This is a genomic window from Pseudothioclava arenosa (assembly GCF_002358085.1).
GTDB lineage: Bacteria > Pseudomonadota > Alphaproteobacteria > Rhodobacterales > Rhodobacteraceae > Pseudothioclava > Pseudothioclava arenosa.
Genome location: NZ_NTJD01000001.1, coordinates 355,372 through 376,824, shown reverse-complemented (window position 1 = coordinate 376,824; position 21,453 = coordinate 355,372). Strand labels below are relative to the sequence as shown.

Here is a 21,453-nt window from a genome sequence, read left to right as displayed (position 1 = left end):
GGCGACTAATCAGGGTAACGCGGCGGACTTTTTCCATGGAGATCACGTTTCTTCTGAACGGAGAAACCCGGCATCTGCGCGATGTCGATCCAACGCAAACCCTGCTCGACTGGCTTCGGGCCCAAGGCCTGACCGGCACCAAGGAAGGCTGCAACGAAGGCGATTGCGGCGCCTGCACGGTGATGGTGACCGAGCCCGGCGCCGATCTTCCCAAGGCGATCAACGCCTGCATCCTGTTCATGGGGCAGATGCAGGGCCGCGCGCTGCGCACGGTCGAGGGGATCTCGGCGCCCGATGGCACGCTGCATCCGGTGCAAGAGGCGATGATCGCCCATCACGGCAGCCAATGCGGCTTTTGCACGCCGGGATTCGTCGCCTCGATGGCGGCGGGCCATGCGGCGGGGCGCGACGATCACGCCGATCTTCTGGCGGGCAATCTGTGCCGCTGCACCGGCTATGCGCCGATCCTGCGCGCGGCCAAGGCCGCCGCTGCGGCCCCCGCGCCCGCACATCTTGACGACCGCGCGGCACAGGCCGCCCTGCCCGCCCCGGCCGAGACAGAAGGCGCCCATGGCTGGCGCCCGCACGACCTTGACCGCTTCGCCGCTTGGTATGCCGAGAACCCCGGCGCCCAGCTGATCGCGGGCGCAACAGATGTCGGGCTCTGGGCGACGAAACAGCTGCGCGCGTTAGAGCAGGTCGTGTTCCTCTCCGGGCTTTCCGCGCTGGAAGGCGTGGAAACGCAGGGCGACGAGATCTGGATCGGCGCCAACACCACCATCGCCGCGCTGCGCAAGGCGATGGAAGGGCCGCACCCCACCTTTGCCGAACTTCTGCGCCGCTTTGCCTCCGAACAGATCCGGCAGGTCGCCACGATCGGCGGCAATATCGCCAATGGCTCCCCGATCGGAGACACGCCGCCCCTCTTGATCGCGATGGGGGCGCGGCTGGTCTTGCGGCGCGGCGCGGCGCGGCGCGAGCTGCCGCTGGAGGCGTTTTTCCTGGAGTATGGCAAGCAAGACCGCGCGCCGGGCGAGTTTATCGAGGCCGTGATCGTGCCGAAATCCGCGCCCGAACTTGCCTGCTACAAACTCTCGAAAAGGTTCGATCAGGACATTTCTGCGGTCTGCGGCGGCATCAATATCACCCGAGATGGTTCGAAAATTGTAAGTGCGCGCATCGCGTTCGGCGGCATGGCGGGGGTGCCGAAACGTGCCAAGGCGCTGGAAACCGCGCTGATCGGCCAGCCATTTACCGAGGCCGCCATCACAGCCGCCCTGCCGGCGCTGGAACAGGATTTTACGCCGATGTCCGACCTGCGCGCCTCGGCCCGCTACCGGATGGAGGCGGCGCGGGCGATGGTCCTGCGCTACCTGCGCGAGGCCGAGGGCGAAGCCACGTCGGTTCTGGAGGTGCGGGCATGAGTGTCGCGAAATCCCTGCCTCACGACTCGGCGCGCCTGCATGTGACGGGCGGCGCGCGCTATACCGACGACATCCCCTGCCCGGCCAACACCGCACATCTGGCCTTCGGGCTGAGCACCCGCGCTCATGCCGAGATCACCGCGATGGACCTTTCGGCGGTGCGCGCGGCGCCGGGCGTGATCGCGGTGCTGACCGCCGCCGACATGCCCTTTGCCAATGACGCCAGCCCCTCAGCCCATGACGAGCCGGTGCTGGCCGAGGGCGTCGTGCATTATCACGGCCAGCCGATTTTTCTGGTGGTGGCCGAGAGCCATCTGGCAGCGCGCAAGGCCGCGCGGCTCGGGCGGATCGACTATGCCGAGCGCCCCGCGATTCTGACCATCGACGCGGCGCTCGCGGCCGGGTCACTTTTCGAGGGCGGGCCGGTCGTCTGGAGCCGCGGCGATGCGGGCACGGCGCTGGCGGGCGCCGCGCATCTGGCCGAAGGCGAATTCGAGATCGGCGGGCAGGAGCATTTCTATCTGGAAAGCCAGGCGGCGCTGGCACTGCCGCTCGATCAGGGGGTCGAGATCAAGTGCTCGAGCCAGCACCCGAGCGAGATCCAGCACAAAGTCGCCGAGGCGCTGGGGCTCGGGCTACATGACGTGCGCGTCGAGATGCGGCGCATGGGCGGCGGCTTTGGCGGCAAGGAAAGCCAGGGCAACCATCTGGCGATCGCCTGCGCAGTGGCGGCGCGCGCCACGGGGCGGCCCTGCAAGATGCGCTATGACCGCGACGACGACATGGTCATCACCGGCAAGCGCCACGATTTCCGCATCCGCTACCGGCTGGGCTGCGACGCCGAGGGGCGGCTGGTGGGGGCGGACTTCGTGCAGATGGCGCGTTGCGGCTGGTCGATGGACCTGAGCCTGCCGGTCTGCGACCGCGCGATGCTGCATGCGGACAGCAGCTATTTCGTGCCCGCGATGCGGATCGAGAGCCACCGGCTGCGCACCAACACCCAGAGCGCCACCGCCTTTCGCGGCTTTGGCGGGCCGCAGGGCTTGTTGGGGATGGAGCGCGCGATGGACCATCTGGCCCACGTCGCGGGGATCGACCCGCTCGAACTGCGCCAGCGCAATTTCTATGCCCCGCCCGCCGAGGGGGCTCTGCCCCGCCGAGGCGAAGCCTCGGCCCCCCGGGATATTTCGGGCAAAATGAAGCCGCAGGAGACCCATTACGGCCAGCCCGTCGAGGATTGCGTGCTGGACGCGCTTGTGGCGCGGCTGGAAGCGAGCGCGGAGTACCGCGCGCGCAAGGCGGCGGTGGCGGAATGGAACGCGGCGCATCGGACGCTGAAGCGCGGGATCGCGCTGAGCCCGGTGAAATTCGGGATTTCCTTCACCCTGACCCATCTGAACCAGGCCGGTGCCCTGGTGCAGCTTTATACCGACGGCACGGTGCTGATGAACCATGGCGGCACCGAGATGGGGCAAGGCTTGCATCAGAAGTTGGCACAGGTGGCCTCGGAGGTGTTTGCGATCGGCCCCGAGGCGGTTCGGGTGAGCGCGACGGATACCTCGAAAGTGCCCAACACCTCGGCCACGGCGGCCTCGTCGGGGGCGGATCTGAACGGGATGGCGGTGAAGAACGCCTGTCTGGCGATCCGGGCCCGGCTGACTGAGTTTGCCGCCCATCGGGGCGGTTGCCCGGCGGAAGCGGTGGTTTTCGAGGCGGGCGAGGTGCGGGCGGGGACGCGGGTCTGGCGTTTCTCCAATCTGGTCGCCGAGGCCTATCAGGCGCGGATCAGCCTGTCGTCGAACGGGTTCTACGCCACGCCCAAGATCGAATGGGACCGTGTCGCCGGGCGCGGGCGGCCGTTTTTCTACTTTGCCTATGGCGCGGCGGTGACCGAGGTGGTGATCGACACGCTGACCGGCGAAAACCGGATCCTGCGCGCGGATATCCTGCATGACGCGGGCGCCTCGCTGAACCCGGCGCTGGATGTCGGGCAGATCGAGGGCGGCTATGTGCAGGGCGCGGGCTGGCTGACTACCGAAGAGCTGGTCTGGGACGAACAGGGGCGGCTGCGCAGTCATGCGCCCTCGACCTACAAGATCCCGGCGACCTCGGATGCGCCCGAAGTGTTCAACGTCTCGCTTTGGGATGAGCCCAATCGCGAGGACACGATCTACCGCTCAAAAGCGGTGGGTGAGCCGCCGTTCCTGCTGGGGATTTCGGCATGGCTTGCGCTGTCGGAGGCTTGCGCGGCTTGCGGGCCGCACTATCCGGACCTGCGCGCCCCCGCGACGCCCGAGGCGGTTCTCGCGGCGGTGCATCGCGCGCGGGGGGATGCGGCATGAGGCTCGATCTGCTGCGCGCAGCCCTGGCCCGGCGCGGGCCCTTCACCCGCGTGCTGGTGGCCGAGGTCAAGGGATCAACACCGCGCGAAGCGGGGGCGGAACTCTGGGTCTGGGCCGATGGGATCGAAGGCACGATCGGCGGCGGTCGGCTGGAGCATGACGCGATCGCGGCGGCGCGCCGGGGCGAAACCGGCAGCCAGCGCGTGGCGCTTGGCCCCGATGTCGGCCAGTGCTGCGGCGGCGCCCTCGTACTGGCGCTGGAGCGGGTCGATGCGGACTGGATCGCGCGCACTAAGGCGGCGGAGGTGTTCGCCCGTCCGCTGGGCGGCGCGCCCGAGATGCCGCTGGCGGTGCGCCGCGCGCTGGCCCGCGCCCGCGACCGGGGCGAGGCGCCGAAACGCTGGATCGAGGGCTGGCTGCTGGAGGCCCCCGCGCCCGCGCCGACGCCGCTTTGGATCTGGGGGGCGGGGCATGTCGGGCGCGCGCTGGTTTCGGTGCTTGCGCCCCTGCCCGCCTTCGAAATCACCTGGATCGACACCGCCGAAAACCGCTTTCCCGAAGGCGAGAACGGGCTGCGGCGGATCATCGCGCCCGAGCCCGCCCGCGCCGTCGCCCTTGCCCCGCGCGAGGCCGCGCATCTGATCCTGACCTATAGCCACGCGATTGATCTGGAGCTGTGCCACGCGCTTCTGGCTCACGGGTTTTCCCAAGCCGGGTTGATCGGGTCGGCGACAAAATGGGCACGCTTCCGGTCGCGGCTGCGGGCACTTGGCCATGGCGACGCACAAATTTCGCGCATTGCCTGCCCAATAGGCGATCCGACGTTGGGAAAGCACCCGCAGGCCATTGCCCTAGGGGTCGCCAGCGGGCTACTCAGAGAGAAACGCGCCACCGGGCCTGCCAGCTCGGGCCATGAACAAGAAGGACGCGCCGGGTGACGGGGGATGCAAAACTTCTGCGGATCGAGGGCCTGACCAAGGCCTATCCGGGCGTCAAAGCCAATGACAACGTGAGCTTTTCGATCGCGCCCGGCGAGGTCCATGCGCTTTTGGGCGAGAACGGCGCGGGCAAGTCGACGCTGGTCAAGATGATCTACGGGCTGGTCAAGCCCGATGCCGGGACGATGGAACTGAACGGTGCGCCCTTCGCCCCGCCCGAGCCGCGCGCGGCACGGGCCGCAGGCGTCGCGATGGTGTTTCAGCATTTCTCGCTTTTTGAGGCGCTGAACGTGGCCGAAAACGTCGCGCTTGGCATGGAAAACCCGCCTCCGATGCGCGAACTTTCCGCCCGCATCCGGGAAATCTCAACGACTTACGGGCTGCCTTTAGACCCTGCGCGCCTTGTCGGCGACCTGTCCGCGGGTGAGCGTCAGCGCGTCGAGATCGTGCGCTGCCTGTTGCAGGACCCGAAGCTCCTGATCATGGACGAGCCGACCTCGGTGCTGACGCCGCAAGAGGTGGAGATTCTGTTCCACACGCTGCGCAAGCTCTCGGCCGAGGGCACGGCGATCCTCTATATTTCGCACAAGCTCGAAGAGATCCGCGCGCTTTGTGACGGCGCGACGATCCTGCGCGGTGGCAAGGTCGTCGACAGCTGCACCCCGCGCGAGAAAACCGCGCGCGAGCTGGCCGAGATGATGGTCGGCGCCGAGTTCAAGTCGGCCGATCGCGCAGGCCGCAGCCTTGGCGAGGAATTGCTGGTGGTCGAGGGGCTTTCACTGCCGCCGATGTCGCAATTCGGGCCCTCTCTGAAAGAGGTCTCGCTGCGACTGCGGGCGGGCGAGGTGCTGGGCATCGGGGGCGTGGCCGGGAACGGGCAAGAGGAACTGCTCGCGACACTCTCGGGCGAGCGACCTTCCGAGCCGGGCACCGTGCGGCTTATGGGCGAAGATATCTCGGGGCTCGGCCCCGATCCGCGCCGCGCCAAGGGCGTGCTGGCCGCGCCCGAGGAACGGCTGGGCCATGCCGCCGTGCCGGCGATGAGCCTGACGGAAAACGCGCTTCTGACCGGGACCGTGCGCAAGTCTCTGGCGAAAAAAGGGTTCATCGACATGGGCGCCGCGCGGCGCTTTGCCGAAGAGGTGATCGCCGCGTTCGACGTGCGCACGCCGGGGCCGCATGTGGCGGCGCGGGCGCTGTCGGGGGGGAACCTGCAGAAATACGTGATCGGTCGCGAAGTGCTGCAAGAGCCGCGCGTGCTGGTCGTGAACCAGCCGACCTGGGGCGTGGATGCGGCGGCGGCGGCCTCGATCCGGCAGTCGCTCCTCGACCTCGCAGGGCGCGGGGCCGCGGTGATCGTGATCTCGCAGGATCTCGATGAGCTGATGGAAATCGCCGATAATTTCGCCGCGCTGAACGAAGGCCGGCTGAGCGCGCCGCGCCCGACCGAAGGCCTGACCATCGACGAGGTCGGCCTGATGCTGGGCGGCGCGCATGGCATGCAGGAGGCGGCGCTGTGATTACGCTGATCAAACGTCCGACACCCTCGAAGACCTGGAGCTGGGCCACGCCGATCGTCGCCATTCTGGCAACAATGATCGCGGGTGGCTTTCTGTTCGCCGCGCTCGGCAAGAACCCGGTCGAGGCGATCCGCGTGATCTTCTGGGACCCGCTCTTTGGCCCCAACGCGGCCTATTTCCGCGGCCAGCTTCTGGTCAAGGCGGCGCCGCTGATCCTGATCGCGGCGGGGCTCGCCGTGGGCTTTCGCGCGGGCATCTGGAACATCGGCGCCGAGGGCCAGTACATCATCGGTGCGATTTGCGGCGCGGGGCTGGCGCTTGCGGTCTATCCAGCGGAAAGCGTTTGGCTTTTCCCCGCTATGGTGGTGCTGGGCGCGCTCGGCGGGCTGCTCTGGGGGATGATCCCGGCGCTGCTCAAGATCTGGTTCAACACCTCCGAGATCCTGGTCTCACTGATGCTGGTCTATGTGGCGCAGAACCTCCTGGCCTACATGGCCTTCGGGCCGATGAAGAACCCGCAGGGCTTCGGCTTTCCGGGCTCGCGCAACCTGCAGCAATACGCCTCGGCCCATAACCCCGAGCTGATCGCGGGCACCGGCGCGCATTGGGGGGTGATGGCCGCGATTGTTGCCGTTATCGCAACCTACATCCTGATGCACCGCCACCTTGCAGGCTTTCGCATCCGCGTCGCGGGCGAGGCACCGCGGGCGGCGCGCTTTGCCGGGGTGAACCCGTCGCGGCTGGTGATGGTCTGCCTGATGCTCTCGGGGGCGCTGGCGGGGATGGCGGGGCTGTTTGAAGTGGCGGGCCCGAACGGGCAGATCACCGACGGGTTCAATTCGGGCTACGGATTCACCGCGATCATCGTGGCCTTCCTTGGCCGGCTGCACCCGATCGGCATCCTCTTGGCGGGGCTGCTGATGGCACTGACCTATATCGGTGGCGACATGGCGCAGCTGATGCTGCAACTGCCTGCCGCCGCGATCCAGGTGTTTCAGGGGATGCTCCTGTTCTTCCTGCTGGGCTTCGACGTGCTCACCAACTACCGCATTCGCATCGGCAAGGGGGCCAAGGCATGACACTCGGTGGCATTGATATCATCGCGCTGACGGCCATGCTGATGACAGCCTCGACGCCCGTGCTGCTGGCCGCGACGGGCGAGCTGGTGGCCGAGAAATCCGGCGTTCTGAACCTGGGCGTAGAGGGGATGATGATCATGGGCGCGGTCGGCGGCTTTGCGGTCGCGGTCGCCACCGGAAACCCGGTTCTGGGCTTTGCGGCGGGCGCGCTGGCCGGCGCGGCGCTGGCGCTCTTGTTCGCGATCCTCACGCAGGTGTTCCTGTCGAACCAGGTCGGCACCGGGCTTGCGCTGACGCTGTTCGGGCTGGGCCTCTCGGCGCTGATCGGCAAGAGCTATGAGGGCATCCGCCCGCCCGCGACGACCAAGCTCGACTTTGGCCCGCTCTCCGAGCTGCCGGTGCTGGGGCGCGTGCTGTTTTCTCACGACTGGATGGTGTACCTGTCGCTCGGGCTTGTCGCGGCGACCTGGTATGTTCTGAACAAGACGCGCGTCGGGCTGGTCCTGCGTGCCGTGGGCGAAAACCATGACGCGGCGCATGCGCTGGGCTACCGGGTGATCGCCGTGCGCATCGCGGCGCTGGCTTTTGGGGGCGCGCTGGCGGGGCTCGGCGGCGCCTACCTGAGCCTCGTGCGGGTGCCGCAATGGACCGAGGGCATGACCGCGGGCGCGGGCTGGATCGCGCTGGCGATCGTGGTCTTCGCCAGCTGGCGCGCCGAGCGCGTGCTGATCGGGGCCTATCTGTTCGGCGGCATCACGGCCTTGCAATTGCAGCTGCAAGCGGCTGAATATTCGATCCCGGTGCACCTGCTGTCGATGGCGCCCTATGTCATCACGATTGTGGTGCTGGTGATCCTGTCGGCGGTGCATCGCCATGGCGTACAGGCGGCACCCGCCGCCCTTGGCAAATCTTTCCACGCCTCGAGCTAAGGCGTCGTGACCTGCCCCGCAAGGGGCCAAATCAGACCCGGGCCACAGGCCCACAACCAACGGGGAGTTCCCATGAAGCGTAGATCCTTCCTTATCACCACCGCCGCCACCGCGATGATCGCCTCGGCCGGCCTGCCGGCCTTCGCCGAAGAGCCGCTGAAAGTTGGCTTCATCTATGTCGGCCCGGTGGGCGACATGGGCTGGTCCTATCAGCACGATCAGGGCCGTCAGGCGATCGAGGCAGAATATGGCGACAAAGTGCAGACCACCTTCATGGAATCGGTTCCCGAAGGCCCCGACGCCGAGCGCGCGCTGACCCAGCTCGCGCTGGAAGGCAACAACCTGATCTTCGCGACCTCGTTCGGCTACATGGACGCGGTGATGAATGTCGCGGCCAAGTTCCCCGATGTGAAATTCGAGCACGCCACCGGCTACAAGACCGCCGACAACGTCGCCGTCTATGACGCTAAATTCTTCCAGGGCCGCGCCATTCAAGGCACCATCGCGGGCCGCATGACCAAGTCGAACAAGATCGGCTACATCGCCTCCTTCCCGATCCCGGAAGTGATCCAGGGCATCAACTCGGCTTATCTCCACGCGAAAAAGGTCAACCCCGATGTCGAGATGAAAGTGGTCTGGGCCTACACCTGGTTCGACCCGGCGAAAGAGGCCGATGCCGCCGCCGCGCTGATCGCCGAGGGCGTGGACGTGGTGATGCAGCACACCGACTCGACCGCGCCGCAAGCCAAGGCGCAAGAGGCCGGCAACGTGATCACCTTTGGTCAGGCCTCCGACATGGGTGCCTTTGCGCCGATGCCGCGCGTGACCTCGACGATCGACAACTGGGCGCCCTATTACGTGCAGCGCGTCGGCGCGATGCTCGACGGCAGCTGGGCCTCGGGCGCGACCTGGGGCGGCATCGACACCGGCATGGTCGAAATCGGCGAGATTTCGGACGCGGTTCCGGCTGAGGTGAAGGCCGAAGCGCTGGCGCTGAAGGATGCGATCGCGGCGGGCACCTACCACCCGTTCACCGGGCCGCTGAACAAGCAGGACGGTTCGGCCTGGCTGGCCGAGGGCGTGACCGCCGAGGATGGCGAACTGGCCGGCATGAACTTCTATGTCGAAGGCATCACCGCCGAACTGCCGCAGTAACATGCAGCGGGCCTGCCCGCCTGCAACAAAACCACGAACGGGCCGGATTTCCGGCCCGTTTTTCGTTCTAGCAACGATCCTGCGCCAAACCCCTAGAAAATATGGTAAGATTGCGCGGCAGATTTGCGGAATCTCTTGACGCAACGCAGCGTCATATTCAAGGTTACGCATATTTTGAGAACGGTCCGGTTCCGAAACCGGCAGAGGGGGAAAGATCATGGCACATATCGTGGTTCTGGGCGCCGGCCTTGGCGGCGCCATCCAAGCCTACGAGCTGCGCGAATCCGTGCGCAAGGAAGACAAGATCACCGTCATCACGAAGGATCCGAAGTATCACTTCGTGCCCTCGAACCCGTGGGTGGCCGTGGGCTGGCGCGACCGCAAGGATATCACCGTCGATCTCGAACCGACGATGAAGCGCAAGAACATCGATTTCATCCCGGTGCCCGCGACCAAGCTGATCCCCGACGAGAACCGGGTCGAACTCGAGAATGGCGAGTCGGTCAGCTACGACTACCTCGTAATCGCGACCGGCCCCGAGCTGGCCTTTGACGAGATCGAAGGGCTCGGGCCGAACGGCTTCACCCAGTCGATCTGCCACGTCGATCACGCCGAAGAGGCGCGTGTGGCCTTCGACCGCTTCTGCGAAAACCCGGGGCCGATCATCGTCGGCGCAGTGCAGGGCGCGTCCTGCTACGGCCCGGCCTATGAGTTCACCTTCATCCTCGACACCGCGCTGCGTCGCGCGAAGATCCGCGATCAGGTGCCGATCACCTTCGTGACCTCGGAGCCCTATGTCGGCCACCTCGGGCTCGATGGCGTGGGCGACACCAAGGGGCTGCTCGAATCCGCGATGCGCGACAAGCACATCAAATGGATGACCTCCTCGCGCATCAAGAAGGTCGAAGACGGCGTGATGCATGTCGAGGAAATCGCCGAGGACGGCTCGGTCAAGGCGACGCATGAAATGCCCTTCGGCTACTCGATGCTGCTGCCCGCCTTCCGCGGCATTCCGGCGGTCTCGGGCATCGAAGGGCTGTCGAACCCGCGCGGCTTTACCATCGTCGACAAGTATCAGCGCAACCCGAAATACCAGAACATCTTCGCCATCGGCGTCTGCGTCGCGATCCCGCCGATCGCGCCGACCCCGGTGCCCTGTGGCGTGCCGAAAACCGGCTTCATGATCGAATCGATGGTCACCGCGACCGCCCATAACCTCGGGCGGATCGTGCGCGGGCAAGAGCCCGACGAGGTCGGCACCTGGAACGCCGTCTGCCTCGCCGATTTCGGCGATCAGGGCATCGCCTTCGTCGCCCAGCCGCAGATCCCGCCGCGCAACGTGAACTGGTCGAGCCAGGGCAAATGGGTGCACTGGGCCAAGGCCGGCTTCGAGAAATACTTCATGCACAAGCTCCGCAAGGGCACGTCCGAGACCTTCTACGAAGCCTTCGCGATGAAGCTTCTGGGCATCGACAAGCTGAAGGCCACCAAGAAGGGCTGAGGCCTTCGGGAAAACCAGAAAGGCGGGCTCCAGGCCCGCCTTTTTCATGCGCGGCCGCCAAAGCCGCCAGCCGAACACGCGAAATCGCCCCGTAAGGGCGCCACGTTTCTAAAGGGGGAAGATGGTGGCGAGGGGGGGACTTGAACCCCCGACCCCACGATTATGAGTCGTGTGCTCTAACCAACTGAGCTACCTAGCCACTGGGGGCGGGAACTAAGCCAGAGCGCGGCAAGCGTCAAGGCCCTAATCGGGAAAAAATCACTCGGAGACGGGCGCGGGAGGCGCGCGGCCCTGCGGCAGGCTGCGCGATTGGCAGCGGCGCCGTTTCGGCTTAGCTCTGAGGCAGGAGGTGACGATGGATCGCGGCAAGACAGGCAAGCGGATCGTGCTGGTGGGCGGCGGGCATGCCCATGCGCTGGTGCTGCGCGCGCTGGCGCAAGAGCCGATCGCGGGGGCCGAGCTGGTGCTGCTCAACCCGACGCCGCAGGCCGCCTATTCGGGGATGCTGCCGGGCCATATCGCGGGGCATTACCCGTTCGAGGCCCTGCGCATCGACCTGGCTGGTCTGGCCGCGCGCGCGGGCGCCCGGCTGGTGCTGGCCCGGGCCACCGGGATCGACCGCGCGGCGCGTCTTCTGCGCCTTGGTGACGGCACGACCCTGCCCTATGACATCGCCTCGATCGACATCGGTATTACCTCGGAAATGCCGCAGGTTCCGGGATTTTCCCAAGCTGTGACACCCGCGAAGCCGCTGGAAGATTTCGCCGCCCGCTGGGCCGCCTTTGTTACCGCTCCGCCGCCCACGCCGCGCGTGGCGGTGATCGGCGGCGGCGTGGCCGGGGTGGAGCTTGCGCTGGCCTGCAAGCATCGCCTGCCACAGGCCGAGGTCACCGTCTACGAGGCCGCGCCGCAGGTCCTGGGCGCGGTTGGGCGCGGCGCGCGGGCGCGGCTCCTGCGCCATTGCGGGCGGCTGGGTGTGAACCTTGAGACCGGCGCGCGGCTGGTGTCCGCAGCGCCGGGGCGCTTGCGATTTGCAGACGGGCGCGAGGCCGAGGCGCAGTTCGTCATCGGCACCGGCGCGACCAAACCCGCCGACTGGCTGACGGAAACCGGGCTGGAGCTGCACGAAGGGTTCATCACGGTCGGGCCAAGCCTGCAAAGCTCGGACCCGGCGATCTTTGCCGCCGGAGATATCGCGCATCTCTCGCATGCGCCGCGCCCCAAGGCGGGCGTTTTCGCGGTGCGCGAGGCGCCGGTGCTGGCCGCCAACCTGCGCGCCGCCGTTCTGGGCGGAGCAATGCAGGGCTATCAGCCGCAGCGCGACTATCTGAAACTGATCTCGACAGGCGACAAGCGCGCGGTAGCCGACAAATGGGGCCTGCCGCTCGACGGTGCCTGGCTCTGGCGGCTGAAAGACCGGATCGACCGGCGCTTCATGGCCGGGGTCAATGGTCAGTAGACCGTGACGGGCGTCCCCACCGGCACCTTTTCGAACAGCGCGATCACATGATCGTTCACCATCCGCAGGCAGCCGTTCGACACCGCATGCCCGATCGAGCTCGGCTCGGTCGTGCCGTGAATGCGGATCGCCGTGTCATGGCCGTTCTGATAGAGATACATCGCCCGCGCGCCCAAGGGGTTCTTCGGGCCGCCCGGCATCCCGTCGGCATATTTGGCGTATTTCTGCGGGCTGCGCGCGATCATCTCGGGCGTGGGCTTCCAGCTCGGCCATTCGACCTTGCGCCCCACCACCGCCTGACCGCGGAATTTCAACTCGTCGCGGCCCACGGCCACGCCGTAGCGCATCGCCCGCCCGGGCGCGATCACGTGATACAGGTAGAATTTGTCCGAGAGCACGATGATCGACCCCACCGCCAGCTCGGGTTTCACCCGCACTTCGCGCGGATAGAAACGCTCCGCGATCGGCCAGTTCGGCGCCTCGGAGGCGGTCTCGATCGCATGGGAAACACCGGGCGCCCCGATCAGGGGCACCACGGCAAGACTTGTCAAAAGGGCACGGCGACGCATCGCATTCTCCGATCTGTTCACGTTCAGGCTACCAAAGCACCAAAACGTGAACAACCAACGAAACCGCGAGGAGCTGCCGCTTTGGCTTATTTGAAGGCGCAGCCGACCGGCAGGCCGAGCTTCGAGAAGATCTTGGCGGCCGGGCAGAAGCCGGTGAAAGCCGACTGGAACAGGTTGGCGCCGATGAAGACGGTGAACCACATGAAGCCGGGGTGGACGAACTGGGTCAGCACGACGCTGAGCAGAACCATGGCGCCGGCAAAGGCGAACATCGCGCGATCAATGGACATGGGAGGACTCCTGGAAAACGGGTTGATCTGATCCGCGAGATAGCATTTCCTCATATTAAATTCAAGATTTCGAATGTGACTTCCGCTGCTTGACCCCGGCAGCCCCCCGCGCCAAGTCATTGGGCGAAAGGGGCGCCTCATGAACCAGACCACCTTCATCATCGACGCCATGCATTGCGGGGCCTGCACCGGACGGGTCGAGCGCGCGTTGAGCGCCGAGACCGGCGTGCAGGATGCTTCGGCGAACCTGATGGCGCGTTCGGCGCGGGTGAGCTTCGAAGCCCCGGCAACGCCCGCCTCGCTGGCGGCGGCGCTTGAGGCTGCGGGCTATCCGCCCGCCCGCGCCCAGGCCCTGATCCACCCCGAGGGCGATGCGGCCAAGGCGGCCGAGATATTGGCGGCGCAATCGGGCGTGTTCTCGGTGACGCCTGCGTCCGAGGGGCTGCAGGTTTCTTACGCCCAGGGCGCGATTGCGCCTTCGGAATTGATCCGGGCGCTCCAGGACGCAGGCGTCACCGCGACGCTCGCCTCGGGTGGCGCCGCCCCCGCCCCGGTGACCGAGAAACAGGCCGCCGAGGCCGCCCGGCTCAAGCGTGATGTGATCCTCTCGGCCGTCCTGACCACGCCGGTTTTCGTGCTGGCGATGGGCGCGCATACGATCCCGGGCTTTCACCAAGCGATCATGAATTCGATCGGGATGCAGGCGAGTTGGTGGATCCAGTTCGTCCTCACGGCGCTGGTGCTGGCGCTGCCGGGGCGGGTGTTCCTGCGGCTCGGCTTCCCGGCTCTGTTGCGCGGCGCGCCCGAGATGAACTCGCTCGTGGCGATGGGCGCCTCGGCGGCGTTTCTCTACTCGGCGCTCGTCGTGCTGGTGCCGGGCCTGTTCCCGCCCGAGGCGCGCGAGGTTTATTTCGAGGCGGCCGCCGTGATCGTCACGCTGATCCTCGTCGGGCGCTGGCTTGAAGCGCGCGCCAAGGGCCGCGCGGGCGAGGCAATCTCGCGCCTCGTCGCGCTGCGCCCCACTTCGGCGCGTGTCCAGCGCGAAGACGGCGTGATCGAGCTCCCCGTCGATGAACTGGCGCCGGGCGATATCGTGCTGCTGAACCCCGGCGAGCGCGTCGCGGTGGATGGCGTCGTGACCGAGGGCCACGGCTGGATCGACGAAAGCATGCTGACGGGTGAACCTGCCCCCATCGAGAAAACCGAAGGCGCGCCGGTCACCGGCGGCACCGTCAACGGCCAGTCGGCGCTTGCCTATCGCGTCACCGCGACGGGCGGCGACACGGTCTTGTCGCGGATCATCGCGCTGGTCGAAGAGGCGCAGGGCCAGAAGCTGCCCGTGCAGGCGCTGGTCGACAAGGTGACGCGGGTGTTTGTGCCCGCGGTGATGGCGCTTTCGGTGCTGACCTTCGCGCTCTGGATGCTGGCGGGTCAGGGCTTCACCCCCGCCTTCATCGCCGCCGTCTCGGTGATGATCATCGCCTGCCCCTGCGCGATGGGGCTGGCGACGCCGGTCTCGATCCTCGTCGGCACCGGGCGCGGCGCGGAACTGGGCCTCCTGTTCCGGCGCGGCGACGCGCTGCAACGGCTTTCCGAAGTGAAAATCGTGGGCTTCGACAAGACCGGCACGCTGACCATGGGCGCCCCGGCCCTGACTGATCTGATCGCAGCCCCCGGCATGGATGGCAACGAGGCGCTGGCCCGTGCCGCCGCCGCCGAGGCGCGCTCGGAGCATCCGCTGGCCCATGCGATCCTCGCTGAAGCCGCCGCGCGCGCCCTACCGGAGCGCCAGGCCAAGCGCATCAAGGCGCTGACCGGGCGCGGGCTGTCGGCACAGGTCGAGGGCGCGCCCTTCCTGATCGGCAATACCCGCGCGATGGACGAGGCGGGTATCGACACCGCGCCTCTGGCCGCGCAGGCCGCCGATCTGGCCGGGGCGGGGAAAACCCCGATCTGGATCGCGATCGACGGGCGGTTGGCGGCGCTAATCGCGGTCTCGGACCCGGTGAAAGATAGTGCCAAACAGGCAATCGCTGCGCTGCATCAGGCGGGCGTTGAAACCGCGATGGTCTCGGGCGACACGCGGCGCACCGCCGAGGCCGTAGGCCGCACGCTCGGCATCGACCGCGTCATCGCCGAGGTCCTGCCCGAGGGCAAGGTCGCGGCGGTCACAGAGCTCGGTCGCGCAGGCGCCGTGGCCTTTGTCGGCGACGGCATCAATGATGCGCCCGCGCTCGCCGCCGCCGATGTCGGCATCGCGATTGGCACCGGAACCGATGTCGCGATCGAGGCCGCCGAGGTCGTGCTGATGGGCGGTGATCCTCAGGGGGTGGCGCGCGCGCTGGTGCTGTCACGCGCGGTGATGCGCAACATCCGCCAGAACCTGTTCTGGGCCTTCGCCTATAACACCGCGCTGATCCCGGTGGCGATGGGGGTGCTGAAGCCCTTCGGCGGCCCCGGCCTCTCGCCGATGCTGGCGGCGGGGGCGATGGCGTTTTCCTCGGTCTTCGTGGTCACCAACGCGCTGCGCCTGCGCCGCGCCTGACATCGGCAATCGGGCGCCGATGCCGAAATCCCCGGCTTTGCACGGGGCACAAACCATGGCTAAGTCGCATCGACCCAGTTTTCGGAGGCTCCATGCTCCTGTCTCGCCGCGCCCTTTGTCTCTCCGCCCTGTCGCTCGCCGCCTGCGGCCAGCCCGCGGGGCGTGAAAGCTCCAAATCCTCCGCGCGCGAGGGGACGCGCCACAACCCGCCCCTTTACCCGGGCGAAACCGCCGAATTGCGCAAGCTTATCAACCATTACGCCGATCGTTACGAGGTGCCGCGCAGCCTCGTGCACCGAGTCGTCCAGCGCGAAAGCAACTATCGCCCCGGCGCGCGCAACGGCCCCTATTACGGGTTGATGCAGATCCTGCCGCAAACCGCGCGCGGCATGGGCTTCAAGGGCAAACCGCATGATCTGCTCGATGCGGACACCAACCTGAAATACGCGGTGAAATACCTGCGCGGCGCGTGGATGTGCGCCGATGGCTCCGAAGAGCGCGCGGTGATGTGGTATGCCAAGGGCTATTACTACGAGGCCAAACGGCGCGGCATCCTCAAGGAAACCGGGCTGCGCTAAGCCCTTTCATCGAGCCAAAAATACTCCCGCCGGAGGCCTCCGTCATTCCCGCGCGCGCAAGATCCGGGCCGGACGCGCCGCGAGCGGACGCAGCGCGAACACCAGCCCCGCCGTCAGCGTGACCAGCACACCGCCCAGCACGATCGCGAGCGCCGGCAGCGGCGCAAAGCGATACTGCGCCTCCATCACCCATTCGAGCACGGCATAACCCGCCAGCGCCCCGAAGCCGATCGCGACAAGCCCTGCCGCCGCCCCCATCAAGGCGGCCCGCAGCGCGAAAGAGCGCAAGATCGTCGCCCGCGTCGCGCCCAGGGTCTTGAGCATCGCGGCCTCCCAGTTGCGCGCGCCCTCGCCCGCAGCCGCGGCGCCGATCAGGACGACAAAGCCCGTCAACAGCGTCACCCCCGCCGCCAGCGAGGTCGCCCGCGCAATCGTGCCCAGGGCCTCCGAGACCCGCGCGATCGCATCGCGCACCCGGATCGCGGTCACGTTCGGATACTCCTGCGCGACCCTGCGCAGGATCGCGGCCTCATCCTCGGGCGCAGCATAGATCGTCGCGATATGGACATGCGGCGCGCCCTGCAGGGCGGCCGGGTTCAGCGTCAGCACAAAGCCGATCCCGGCGGTCGAGAAATCCACGTCACGCAGCGAGGTGATCGCGGCCTCGATGTCGCGACCAAGGATATTGACGGTGATCTTGTCGCCGAGTTTCAGGCCGAGTTCCTGTGCCTCTTTCGCGGCAAACGAGGCCTGCGGCGGGCCCGCGTAATCCTCGGGCCAGAAGGTACCCGCCGTCAGCGCCTCGCGCGGGGTGGTCGCATAGGTCACGCCCCGGTCACCGCGCAGCACCCAATGCTCGCCCGCCACCTCGCGCGCGGGCTGGCCGTTGATCTCGGTGATGACGCCACGCAGCATCGGCGCGGTCTCGACCTTGTCCACCGTGCCAAGCGTGTCGAGGGTCGTCAGAAACTCGGGCAACTGGCTGTTCTGGATGTCGATCATGAAATAGGCGGGCGCGACATCGGGCAAGTCGCGCTGAATGGCCGAGCGCAGCGCCGCATCGACCTGCCCCACCGCCGCCAGCACCGACAGCCCGAGCCCCAGCGACAAGATCACCGGCGCCGCCTCGGAGCGCGGGGCGCCGATCGCTGCCAGGGCTGCCCGCAGAGCCGGACGGCCCCGCGACAGATGCGCCGCCCGGCGCGCCAGAAGCCGCAGCCCGAAGGCTGCCAGCCACAGCAACACCAGCGCGCCCACGACCCCGCCAAACGTGCCCAGCGTCAGCCCGACAAGGCCGGAAAACGCCACCGCCGCCGCCAAGAGCACCGCCACCAACACCGCCATCAAGACCAGCGCGGGCCAGGACGGCCAGCGCCGCCCACGCCCTGCCCGATACAGCGCGCCCGAGCGCGTCGTGGCCATCCGCGCCAGCGGCCAGAGCGCGAAGATCGCCGCGACCAGCGCGCCGTAAACCGCCGCCTCAAGCATCGGCCCGGCGCTCAGCGCGATGGTGACGGGGATCGGCAAAGCCGCCTCGATCACGCCTGCGGCCAGCACCACCACAAGCGCCGCAAGGCCCAGCCCCGCAACGATGCCAAGCGCACTCAGCGCCGCGAGCTGCCACAGGAAAATCGCGCGGATCGTGCCCCCCGCGGCGCCAAGCGCGCGCAGGGTCGCGACGGTTTCGGCCTTGCGCTCGATCCAGGCCGAAACCGTGGCCGAGATGCCGACTCCCCCCACCGCAAGCCCGGCCAGACCGACCAGCACAAGGAACGACCCGAGCCGGTCCACGAACCGATCCGCGCCGGGCGCGGCGCGGCGGCTGTCGGACCAGCGCATGCCCGCGCCCTCGAACCGCGCCTCGGCGGCAGTTTTGGCAGCATCGAGATCCGTGCCCTCGGGCAGGATCACGCGATATTCGGTCTCATAGAGCGAACCCGGCGCAAGGATCGGCGTCGCCTCGATTGCCGAGAGCGCCACGATCGAACGCGGCCCGAGCCCGATGCCCGCGCCGGTCGAGTCGGGCTCGCGGGTAATCGCGGCGCGATAGGCAAAGGGCTGGCCCGCAAGCTGCACGGTATCGCCCGGCGCAAGGCCCAGCCGGTCGGCCAAAATCTGGTCGAGGAAAATGCCCGGCAAGCCCCCCTCGGGGCCAAGCGCGCCCATCGGCACTGGCGGATCCAGCACCAGCGCGCCAATCAGCGGATGCGCGCCATCCACCGCCTTGACCTGCGTCAGCGCGGTTTCCAGCGCATCGCCAGCCCCGCGCGTCAGCATCGAACGGAACTCGATCACCTCGGACACGGCCGCCGCGTGATCGTCGATCCAGGCGCGCTCCTCGGGGGTCGCGCGGCGATAGGTGAAGTCATATTGCGCGTCGCCGCCCAAGAGCATCGCCCCCTGATCGGACAGCGCCTCGCGGATCGCGCCACGCACCAGACCGACCGAGGCAATTGCCGCCACGCCCAGCATCAGGCAGAGCAGGAACACCCGAAACCCCCGGATGCCGCCGCGCAGCTCGCGCGCCGCGATACGCGCCGAAAGCATCATGCCAGCGCCCCGTCGCTGAGCTGCACGACCCGGTCGCACCGCGCCGCCAGCTCGGGCGCGTGGGTCACCAGAACCAGCGTGGCGCCGTGGCGCTCCTGCAAACCGAACAACAGGTCCATGATCGCCGCGCCATTGGCCGCATCGAGGTTCCCCGTCGGCTCATCGGCCAGCAGGACCGCGGGGCGCGTCACCACCGCGCGAGCCAGCGCCACGCGCTGTTGCTCGCCGCCCGACATCTCGGAGGGGTAGTGATGGCCGCGATGGCCAAGCCCCACGGCGGCCAGCTCGGCCTCGGCACGGGCGAATGCATCGGCCTCTCCCATGATTTCCAGCGGCAGCGCCACGTTCTCCAGCGCGGTCATCGTCGGCACAAGATGGAAAGATTGGAACACGATGCCCATCCGCCCGCGCCGAAACCGCGCGAGTTGATCCTCGTCCATCGCGCCAAGATCCTGGCCAAGCACCTGGATCGAGCCCCGCGTCGCGCGTTCAAGCCCCCCCATCAGCATCAGGAGCGAGGATTTGCCCGAGCCCGACGGACCGGTCAGCCCGACCGAGCTGCCCTGCTCAATATCCAGTGAGATGCCCTGCAAAATCTCGACGGGGCCGGCATTCCCGTCCAAGGTAAGCCCAACGTCCGAAAGGGAAAGGATCGTATCCGTCATGAAAATCCGCCTGCCTCTGCTTACCCTTCGATATGGTCCCTGCGCGCGCCTGTGCAAGCTGATCGCGACGGGTTTTCTGGTTTTCGCCCTGCCCTTTGGCCAGCGCGCCGAGGCCGAGGCGGTCGAAGTGGTGGCCTTGGGGGATTCGATCACGCAGGGCTATGGGCTGAACCCCGGCGAAGGCCTTGTCGACCAGCTGCGTGGCTGGTTGTTCACGCAGGGCGCCGAGGTGCGCGTGGTCAACGCGGGCGTCTCGGGCGACACCACGGCAGGCGGGCGCGAGCGGCTGGCCTGGTCGCTGACCGGGGGAACGGATGCGGTCATTCTGGAGCTTGGGGGCAATGACATGCTGCGTGGGTTGCCCCCGGCGCAGGCGCGCGAGAACCTCTCGGCGATGCTCGATGAGCTGAAGGCGCGCGAGGTGCCGGTGCTCTTGGTCGGGCTGGAGGCGCCGGGCAATTACGGGCCCGCCTACAAGACCGAGTTCGATGCGCTCTGGCCCGAACTGGCGGCGCGCTACGATACGCTCCTGCTGGAAAACATCTATGCGCCGATCATGGCCTACCCGCCGCAGGAACGCGCGGCGCTGGGGCTGATGCAGGGCGACGGGATACATCCCTCGCCGGAGGGCGTGGCGCTGATCATCCGCGAGCTGGGGCCGAAAGTGCTTGAGCTGATCGCGCGGGCAAAGGCGGGCTGATCACGCCAAGGGATCGGCGCGCCGGTCCATCGCCCAAAGCGCCACCGCCCCCGCCACCGCCAGCCCCGCCCCCATCAGCGCGGCCAGTTCGTAGCCCGCGATCCAGGTGCCAAGTGCAAAGGTGCCCGCGCAGATCGCGTCTCCGGCCAGTTTCTGCAAGGCCATCAGCGAGGCCCCCGCCCCGGGCCGCGTGCCCATCAGGTCCTGCAGATAGGCCATCGGCTGGGTCAGGATCACTGCGCCGCCCATCGCGCCGGGCAGGATCAGCGCCCAGACGAAAGGCGTCTCCGCCAGAAGCGGCAAGCCCGCCAGGTGGATCGCGTAAAGCACCATGCCCGCGACGATCATTCCCTGCCGCGGCAGCCGTCCGATGATCCGCGGCAGCGCCAGCATGAAGGGCACCTCGACGCCCCCCAGAAGCCCCGCGTAAAGCGCCACATCCTGCGCGCCGCGCCCCGGCGTCGCGGTAAACACCAGCCCCAGCACCACCATATAAAGCATCACCGAGCCATGCACCGGCCCCAATGCCAGAACCCGCGCCAACACCGCCGGGTGGCCGATCTCGCGCAGCGACTGGCGAAAGCTCAGACCCGATTTCGGATCGGGCCAGCGCGTCGCGCCATCGCGCGGCCAGAACAGCCAGCTCAGACCCAGAAAGCCCAGCGCCAGCGCCAGCCCGACCGGATAGACGATCATCAGCGAGGCGCCGCCCTGAAACACCACCGACCAGATCGGTAAGACGACGACCCAAGGCAGCGCGAAAACCGCACGCAGCGTTGCCTGAATCGCCGGGCGCTCGGCCTCGGGGCGGGTCGAGGCGGCGAGCCGCGACAGCGCGAAGAGCTGGCCAAAGATCGAGCCCGACAGCGGCAGGATCAGTGCCGAGGCCAGCACGAAGGCCCAGGGCGCGCCCGTGCTCAGGATCAGCCCCTGCCCCAGCGCCAGCATCGCCCCAGAAAACAGCGCGATCCCGCGCCGGTTCGCACGCTGATCGGCCAGAATGCCAAGCCCCACCGAGGACGACACCGCCACCGTAGACGCCACCACCAGCACCAGCGAATAGGCGCGCTCCGAAAGGCCGAAAACCGTCACAGCCAGCGCCGACGTATAGGGCGCCATCGTTGCGGCATAACTGCCGAACAGGAGCATCAGCGCCGCCGAAAGGCCCAGCGCCGGATCTTGGAGGAAGGGACGCAAGGGGCCGCGCAT

Annotated in this window: 17 protein-coding genes and 1 tRNA gene; 12 read left to right on the top strand and 6 right to left on the bottom strand. The window is 67.7% G+C overall.

Features of this window, described 5'->3' with window-relative positions:
• The first annotated feature begins 35 nt into the window (after positions 1-35).
• From xdhA to CLN94_RS01815, 8 genes are all read left to right on the top strand, one after another.
• Positions 36-1,424: a xanthine dehydrogenase small subunit gene (xdhA, locus tag CLN94_RS01850; RefSeq protein WP_096430469.1), complete on the top strand. Its 1,389-nt coding sequence runs from the start codon at positions 36-38 to the stop codon at positions 1,422-1,424.
• A complete protein-coding gene (gene xdhB, locus CLN94_RS01845; protein WP_096430466.1) occupies positions 1,421-3,766 on the top strand; it encodes a xanthine dehydrogenase molybdopterin binding subunit in 2,346 nt (781 codons plus the stop codon). Before xdhA ends, xdhB begins: the two co-directional genes overlap by 4 nt.
• Complete coding sequence (xdhC, locus tag CLN94_RS01840) at positions 3,763-4,704, top strand: xanthine dehydrogenase accessory protein XdhC (protein WP_096430463.1); 942 nt, start codon at positions 3,763-3,765, stop codon at positions 4,702-4,704. The genes xdhB and xdhC overlap by 4 nt, the downstream gene beginning before the upstream one ends.
• The gene (locus CLN94_RS01835) at positions 4,701-6,224 is read left to right on the top strand and encodes an ABC transporter ATP-binding protein (protein WP_096430459.1); all 1,524 of its coding nucleotides are present in this window, start codon (positions 4,701-4,703) and stop codon (positions 6,222-6,224) included. Before xdhC ends, CLN94_RS01835 begins: the two co-directional genes overlap by 4 nt.
• Positions 6,221-7,303, top strand: a complete 1,083-nt coding sequence (locus tag CLN94_RS01830; RefSeq protein ID WP_096430456.1) for an ABC transporter permease — start codon at positions 6,221-6,223, stop codon at positions 7,301-7,303. Before CLN94_RS01835 ends, CLN94_RS01830 begins: the two co-directional genes overlap by 4 nt.
• Positions 7,300-8,232 carry an ABC transporter permease gene (locus CLN94_RS01825; protein ID WP_096430453.1) on the top strand — a complete coding sequence of 311 codons (933 nt, stop codon included), beginning with the start codon at positions 7,300-7,302 and terminating at the stop codon, positions 8,230-8,232. The genes CLN94_RS01830 and CLN94_RS01825 overlap by 4 nt, the downstream gene beginning before the upstream one ends.
• Positions 8,233-8,304: 72 nt before the next feature.
• On the top strand, positions 8,305-9,387 hold the full coding sequence (locus tag CLN94_RS01820) for a BMP family ABC transporter substrate-binding protein (protein ID WP_096430450.1): 1,083 nt from the start codon (positions 8,305-8,307) through the stop codon (positions 9,385-9,387).
• A 217-nt stretch (positions 9,388-9,604) separates the two neighbouring features.
• Positions 9,605-10,888, top strand: coding sequence for an NAD(P)/FAD-dependent oxidoreductase (locus CLN94_RS01815; RefSeq protein ID WP_096430448.1), 1,284 nt, complete (start codon positions 9,605-9,607; stop codon positions 10,886-10,888).
• 122 nt (positions 10,889-11,010) lie between these two features.
• Here the strand turns inward: CLN94_RS01815 and CLN94_RS01810 are convergent.
• Positions 11,011-11,087 (bottom strand) — tRNA-Met (locus CLN94_RS01810).
• 156 nt (positions 11,088-11,243) lie between these two features.
• Between CLN94_RS01810 and CLN94_RS01805 the strand changes: the two genes are divergently transcribed.
• Positions 11,244-12,347 (top strand): FAD-dependent oxidoreductase, encoded by a 1,104-nt coding sequence (locus CLN94_RS01805; protein WP_096430446.1) that lies wholly within the window; start codon positions 11,244-11,246, stop codon positions 12,345-12,347.
• On the opposite strand, the gene CLN94_RS01800 is transcribed toward CLN94_RS01805, so the two are convergent.
• Both CLN94_RS01800 and CLN94_RS01795 read right to left on the bottom strand, forming a co-directional pair.
• Positions 12,341-12,916, bottom strand: a complete 576-nt coding sequence (locus tag CLN94_RS01800; protein ID WP_096430443.1) for a L,D-transpeptidase — start codon at positions 12,914-12,916, stop codon at positions 12,341-12,343. The genes CLN94_RS01805 and CLN94_RS01800 overlap by 7 nt on opposite strands.
• A gap of 86 nt (positions 12,917-13,002) precedes the next feature.
• The gene (locus CLN94_RS01795; RefSeq protein ID WP_096430440.1) at positions 13,003-13,206 is read right to left on the bottom strand and encodes a YgaP family membrane protein; all 204 of its coding nucleotides are present in this window, start codon (positions 13,204-13,206) and stop codon (positions 13,003-13,005) included.
• A gap of 139 nt (positions 13,207-13,345) precedes the next feature.
• Here CLN94_RS01795 and CLN94_RS01790 point away from each other — a divergent pair, with 139 nt between their 5' ends.
• Together CLN94_RS01790 and CLN94_RS01785 are read left to right on the top strand one after the other, a co-directional pair.
• A complete protein-coding gene (locus tag CLN94_RS01790) occupies positions 13,346-15,751 on the top strand; it encodes a heavy metal translocating P-type ATPase (protein ID WP_096430437.1) in 2,406 nt (801 codons plus the stop codon).
• Positions 15,752-15,843: 92 nt separating this feature from the next.
• Entirely contained in the window at positions 15,844-16,329 is a 486-nt protein-coding gene (locus tag CLN94_RS01785; protein WP_096430434.1) for a lytic transglycosylase domain-containing protein, read from the top strand.
• Positions 16,330-16,371: 42 nt separating this feature from the next.
• On the opposite strand, the gene CLN94_RS01780 is transcribed toward CLN94_RS01785, so the two are convergent.
• Positions 16,372-18,879 (bottom strand): ABC transporter permease, encoded by a 2,508-nt coding sequence (locus tag CLN94_RS01780; protein ID WP_096430432.1) that lies wholly within the window; start codon positions 18,877-18,879, stop codon positions 16,372-16,374.
• Complete coding sequence (locus CLN94_RS01775) at positions 18,876-19,544, bottom strand: ABC transporter ATP-binding protein (protein ID WP_096430430.1); 669 nt, start codon at positions 19,542-19,544, stop codon at positions 18,876-18,878. The genes CLN94_RS01780 and CLN94_RS01775 overlap by 4 nt, the downstream gene beginning before the upstream one ends.
• On the opposite strand from CLN94_RS01775, the gene CLN94_RS01770 reads away from it, so the two are divergent.
• Positions 19,543-20,244, top strand: a complete 702-nt coding sequence (locus tag CLN94_RS01770) for an arylesterase (RefSeq protein WP_179300205.1) — start codon at positions 19,543-19,545, stop codon at positions 20,242-20,244. The genes CLN94_RS01775 and CLN94_RS01770 overlap by 2 nt on opposite strands.
• Here the strand turns inward: CLN94_RS01770 and CLN94_RS01765 are convergent, their stop codons facing one another.
• Entirely contained in the window at positions 20,245-21,441 is a 1,197-nt protein-coding gene (locus CLN94_RS01765; protein ID WP_143598861.1) for an MFS transporter, read from the bottom strand.
• Between the last annotated feature and the right edge of the window lie 12 nt (positions 21,442-21,453).

Excerpts from the sequence above, each read along its gene's own strand:
- xdhA (WP_096430469.1), top strand. The coding sequence starts at position 36 with ATGGAGATCACGTTTCTTCTGAACGGAGAAACCCGGCATCTGCGCGAT.
- xdhB (WP_096430466.1), top strand. The coding sequence starts at position 1,421 with ATGAGTGTCGCGAAATCCCTGCCTCACGACTCGGCGCGCCTGCATGTG.
- xdhC (WP_096430463.1), top strand. The coding sequence starts at position 3,763 with ATGAGGCTCGATCTGCTGCGCGCAGCCCTGGCCCGGCGCGGGCCCTTC.
- CLN94_RS01825 (WP_096430453.1), top strand. The coding sequence starts at position 7,300 with ATGACACTCGGTGGCATTGATATCATCGCGCTGACGGCCATGCTGATG.
- CLN94_RS01820 (WP_096430450.1), top strand. The coding sequence starts at position 8,305 with ATGAAGCGTAGATCCTTCCTTATCACCACCGCCGCCACCGCGATGATC.
- CLN94_RS01815 (WP_096430448.1), top strand. The coding sequence starts at position 9,605 with ATGGCACATATCGTGGTTCTGGGCGCCGGCCTTGGCGGCGCCATCCAA.
- CLN94_RS01805 (WP_096430446.1), top strand. The coding sequence starts at position 11,244 with ATGGATCGCGGCAAGACAGGCAAGCGGATCGTGCTGGTGGGCGGCGGG.
- CLN94_RS01800 (WP_096430443.1), bottom strand. The coding sequence starts at position 12,916 with ATGCGTCGCCGTGCCCTTTTGACAAGTCTTGCCGTGGTGCCCCTGATC.
- CLN94_RS01795 (WP_096430440.1), bottom strand. The coding sequence starts at position 13,206 with ATGTCCATTGATCGCGCGATGTTCGCCTTTGCCGGCGCCATGGTTCTG.
- CLN94_RS01790 (WP_096430437.1), top strand. The coding sequence starts at position 13,346 with ATGAACCAGACCACCTTCATCATCGACGCCATGCATTGCGGGGCCTGC.
- CLN94_RS01785 (WP_096430434.1), top strand. The coding sequence starts at position 15,844 with ATGCTCCTGTCTCGCCGCGCCCTTTGTCTCTCCGCCCTGTCGCTCGCC.
- CLN94_RS01780 (WP_096430432.1), bottom strand. The coding sequence starts at position 18,879 with ATGATGCTTTCGGCGCGTATCGCGGCGCGCGAGCTGCGCGGCGGCATC.
- CLN94_RS01770 (WP_179300205.1), top strand. The coding sequence starts at position 19,543 with ATGAAAATCCGCCTGCCTCTGCTTACCCTTCGATATGGTCCCTGCGCG.
- CLN94_RS01775 (WP_096430430.1), bottom strand. The coding sequence starts at position 19,544 with ATGACGGATACGATCCTTTCCCTTTCGGACGTTGGGCTTACCTTGGAC.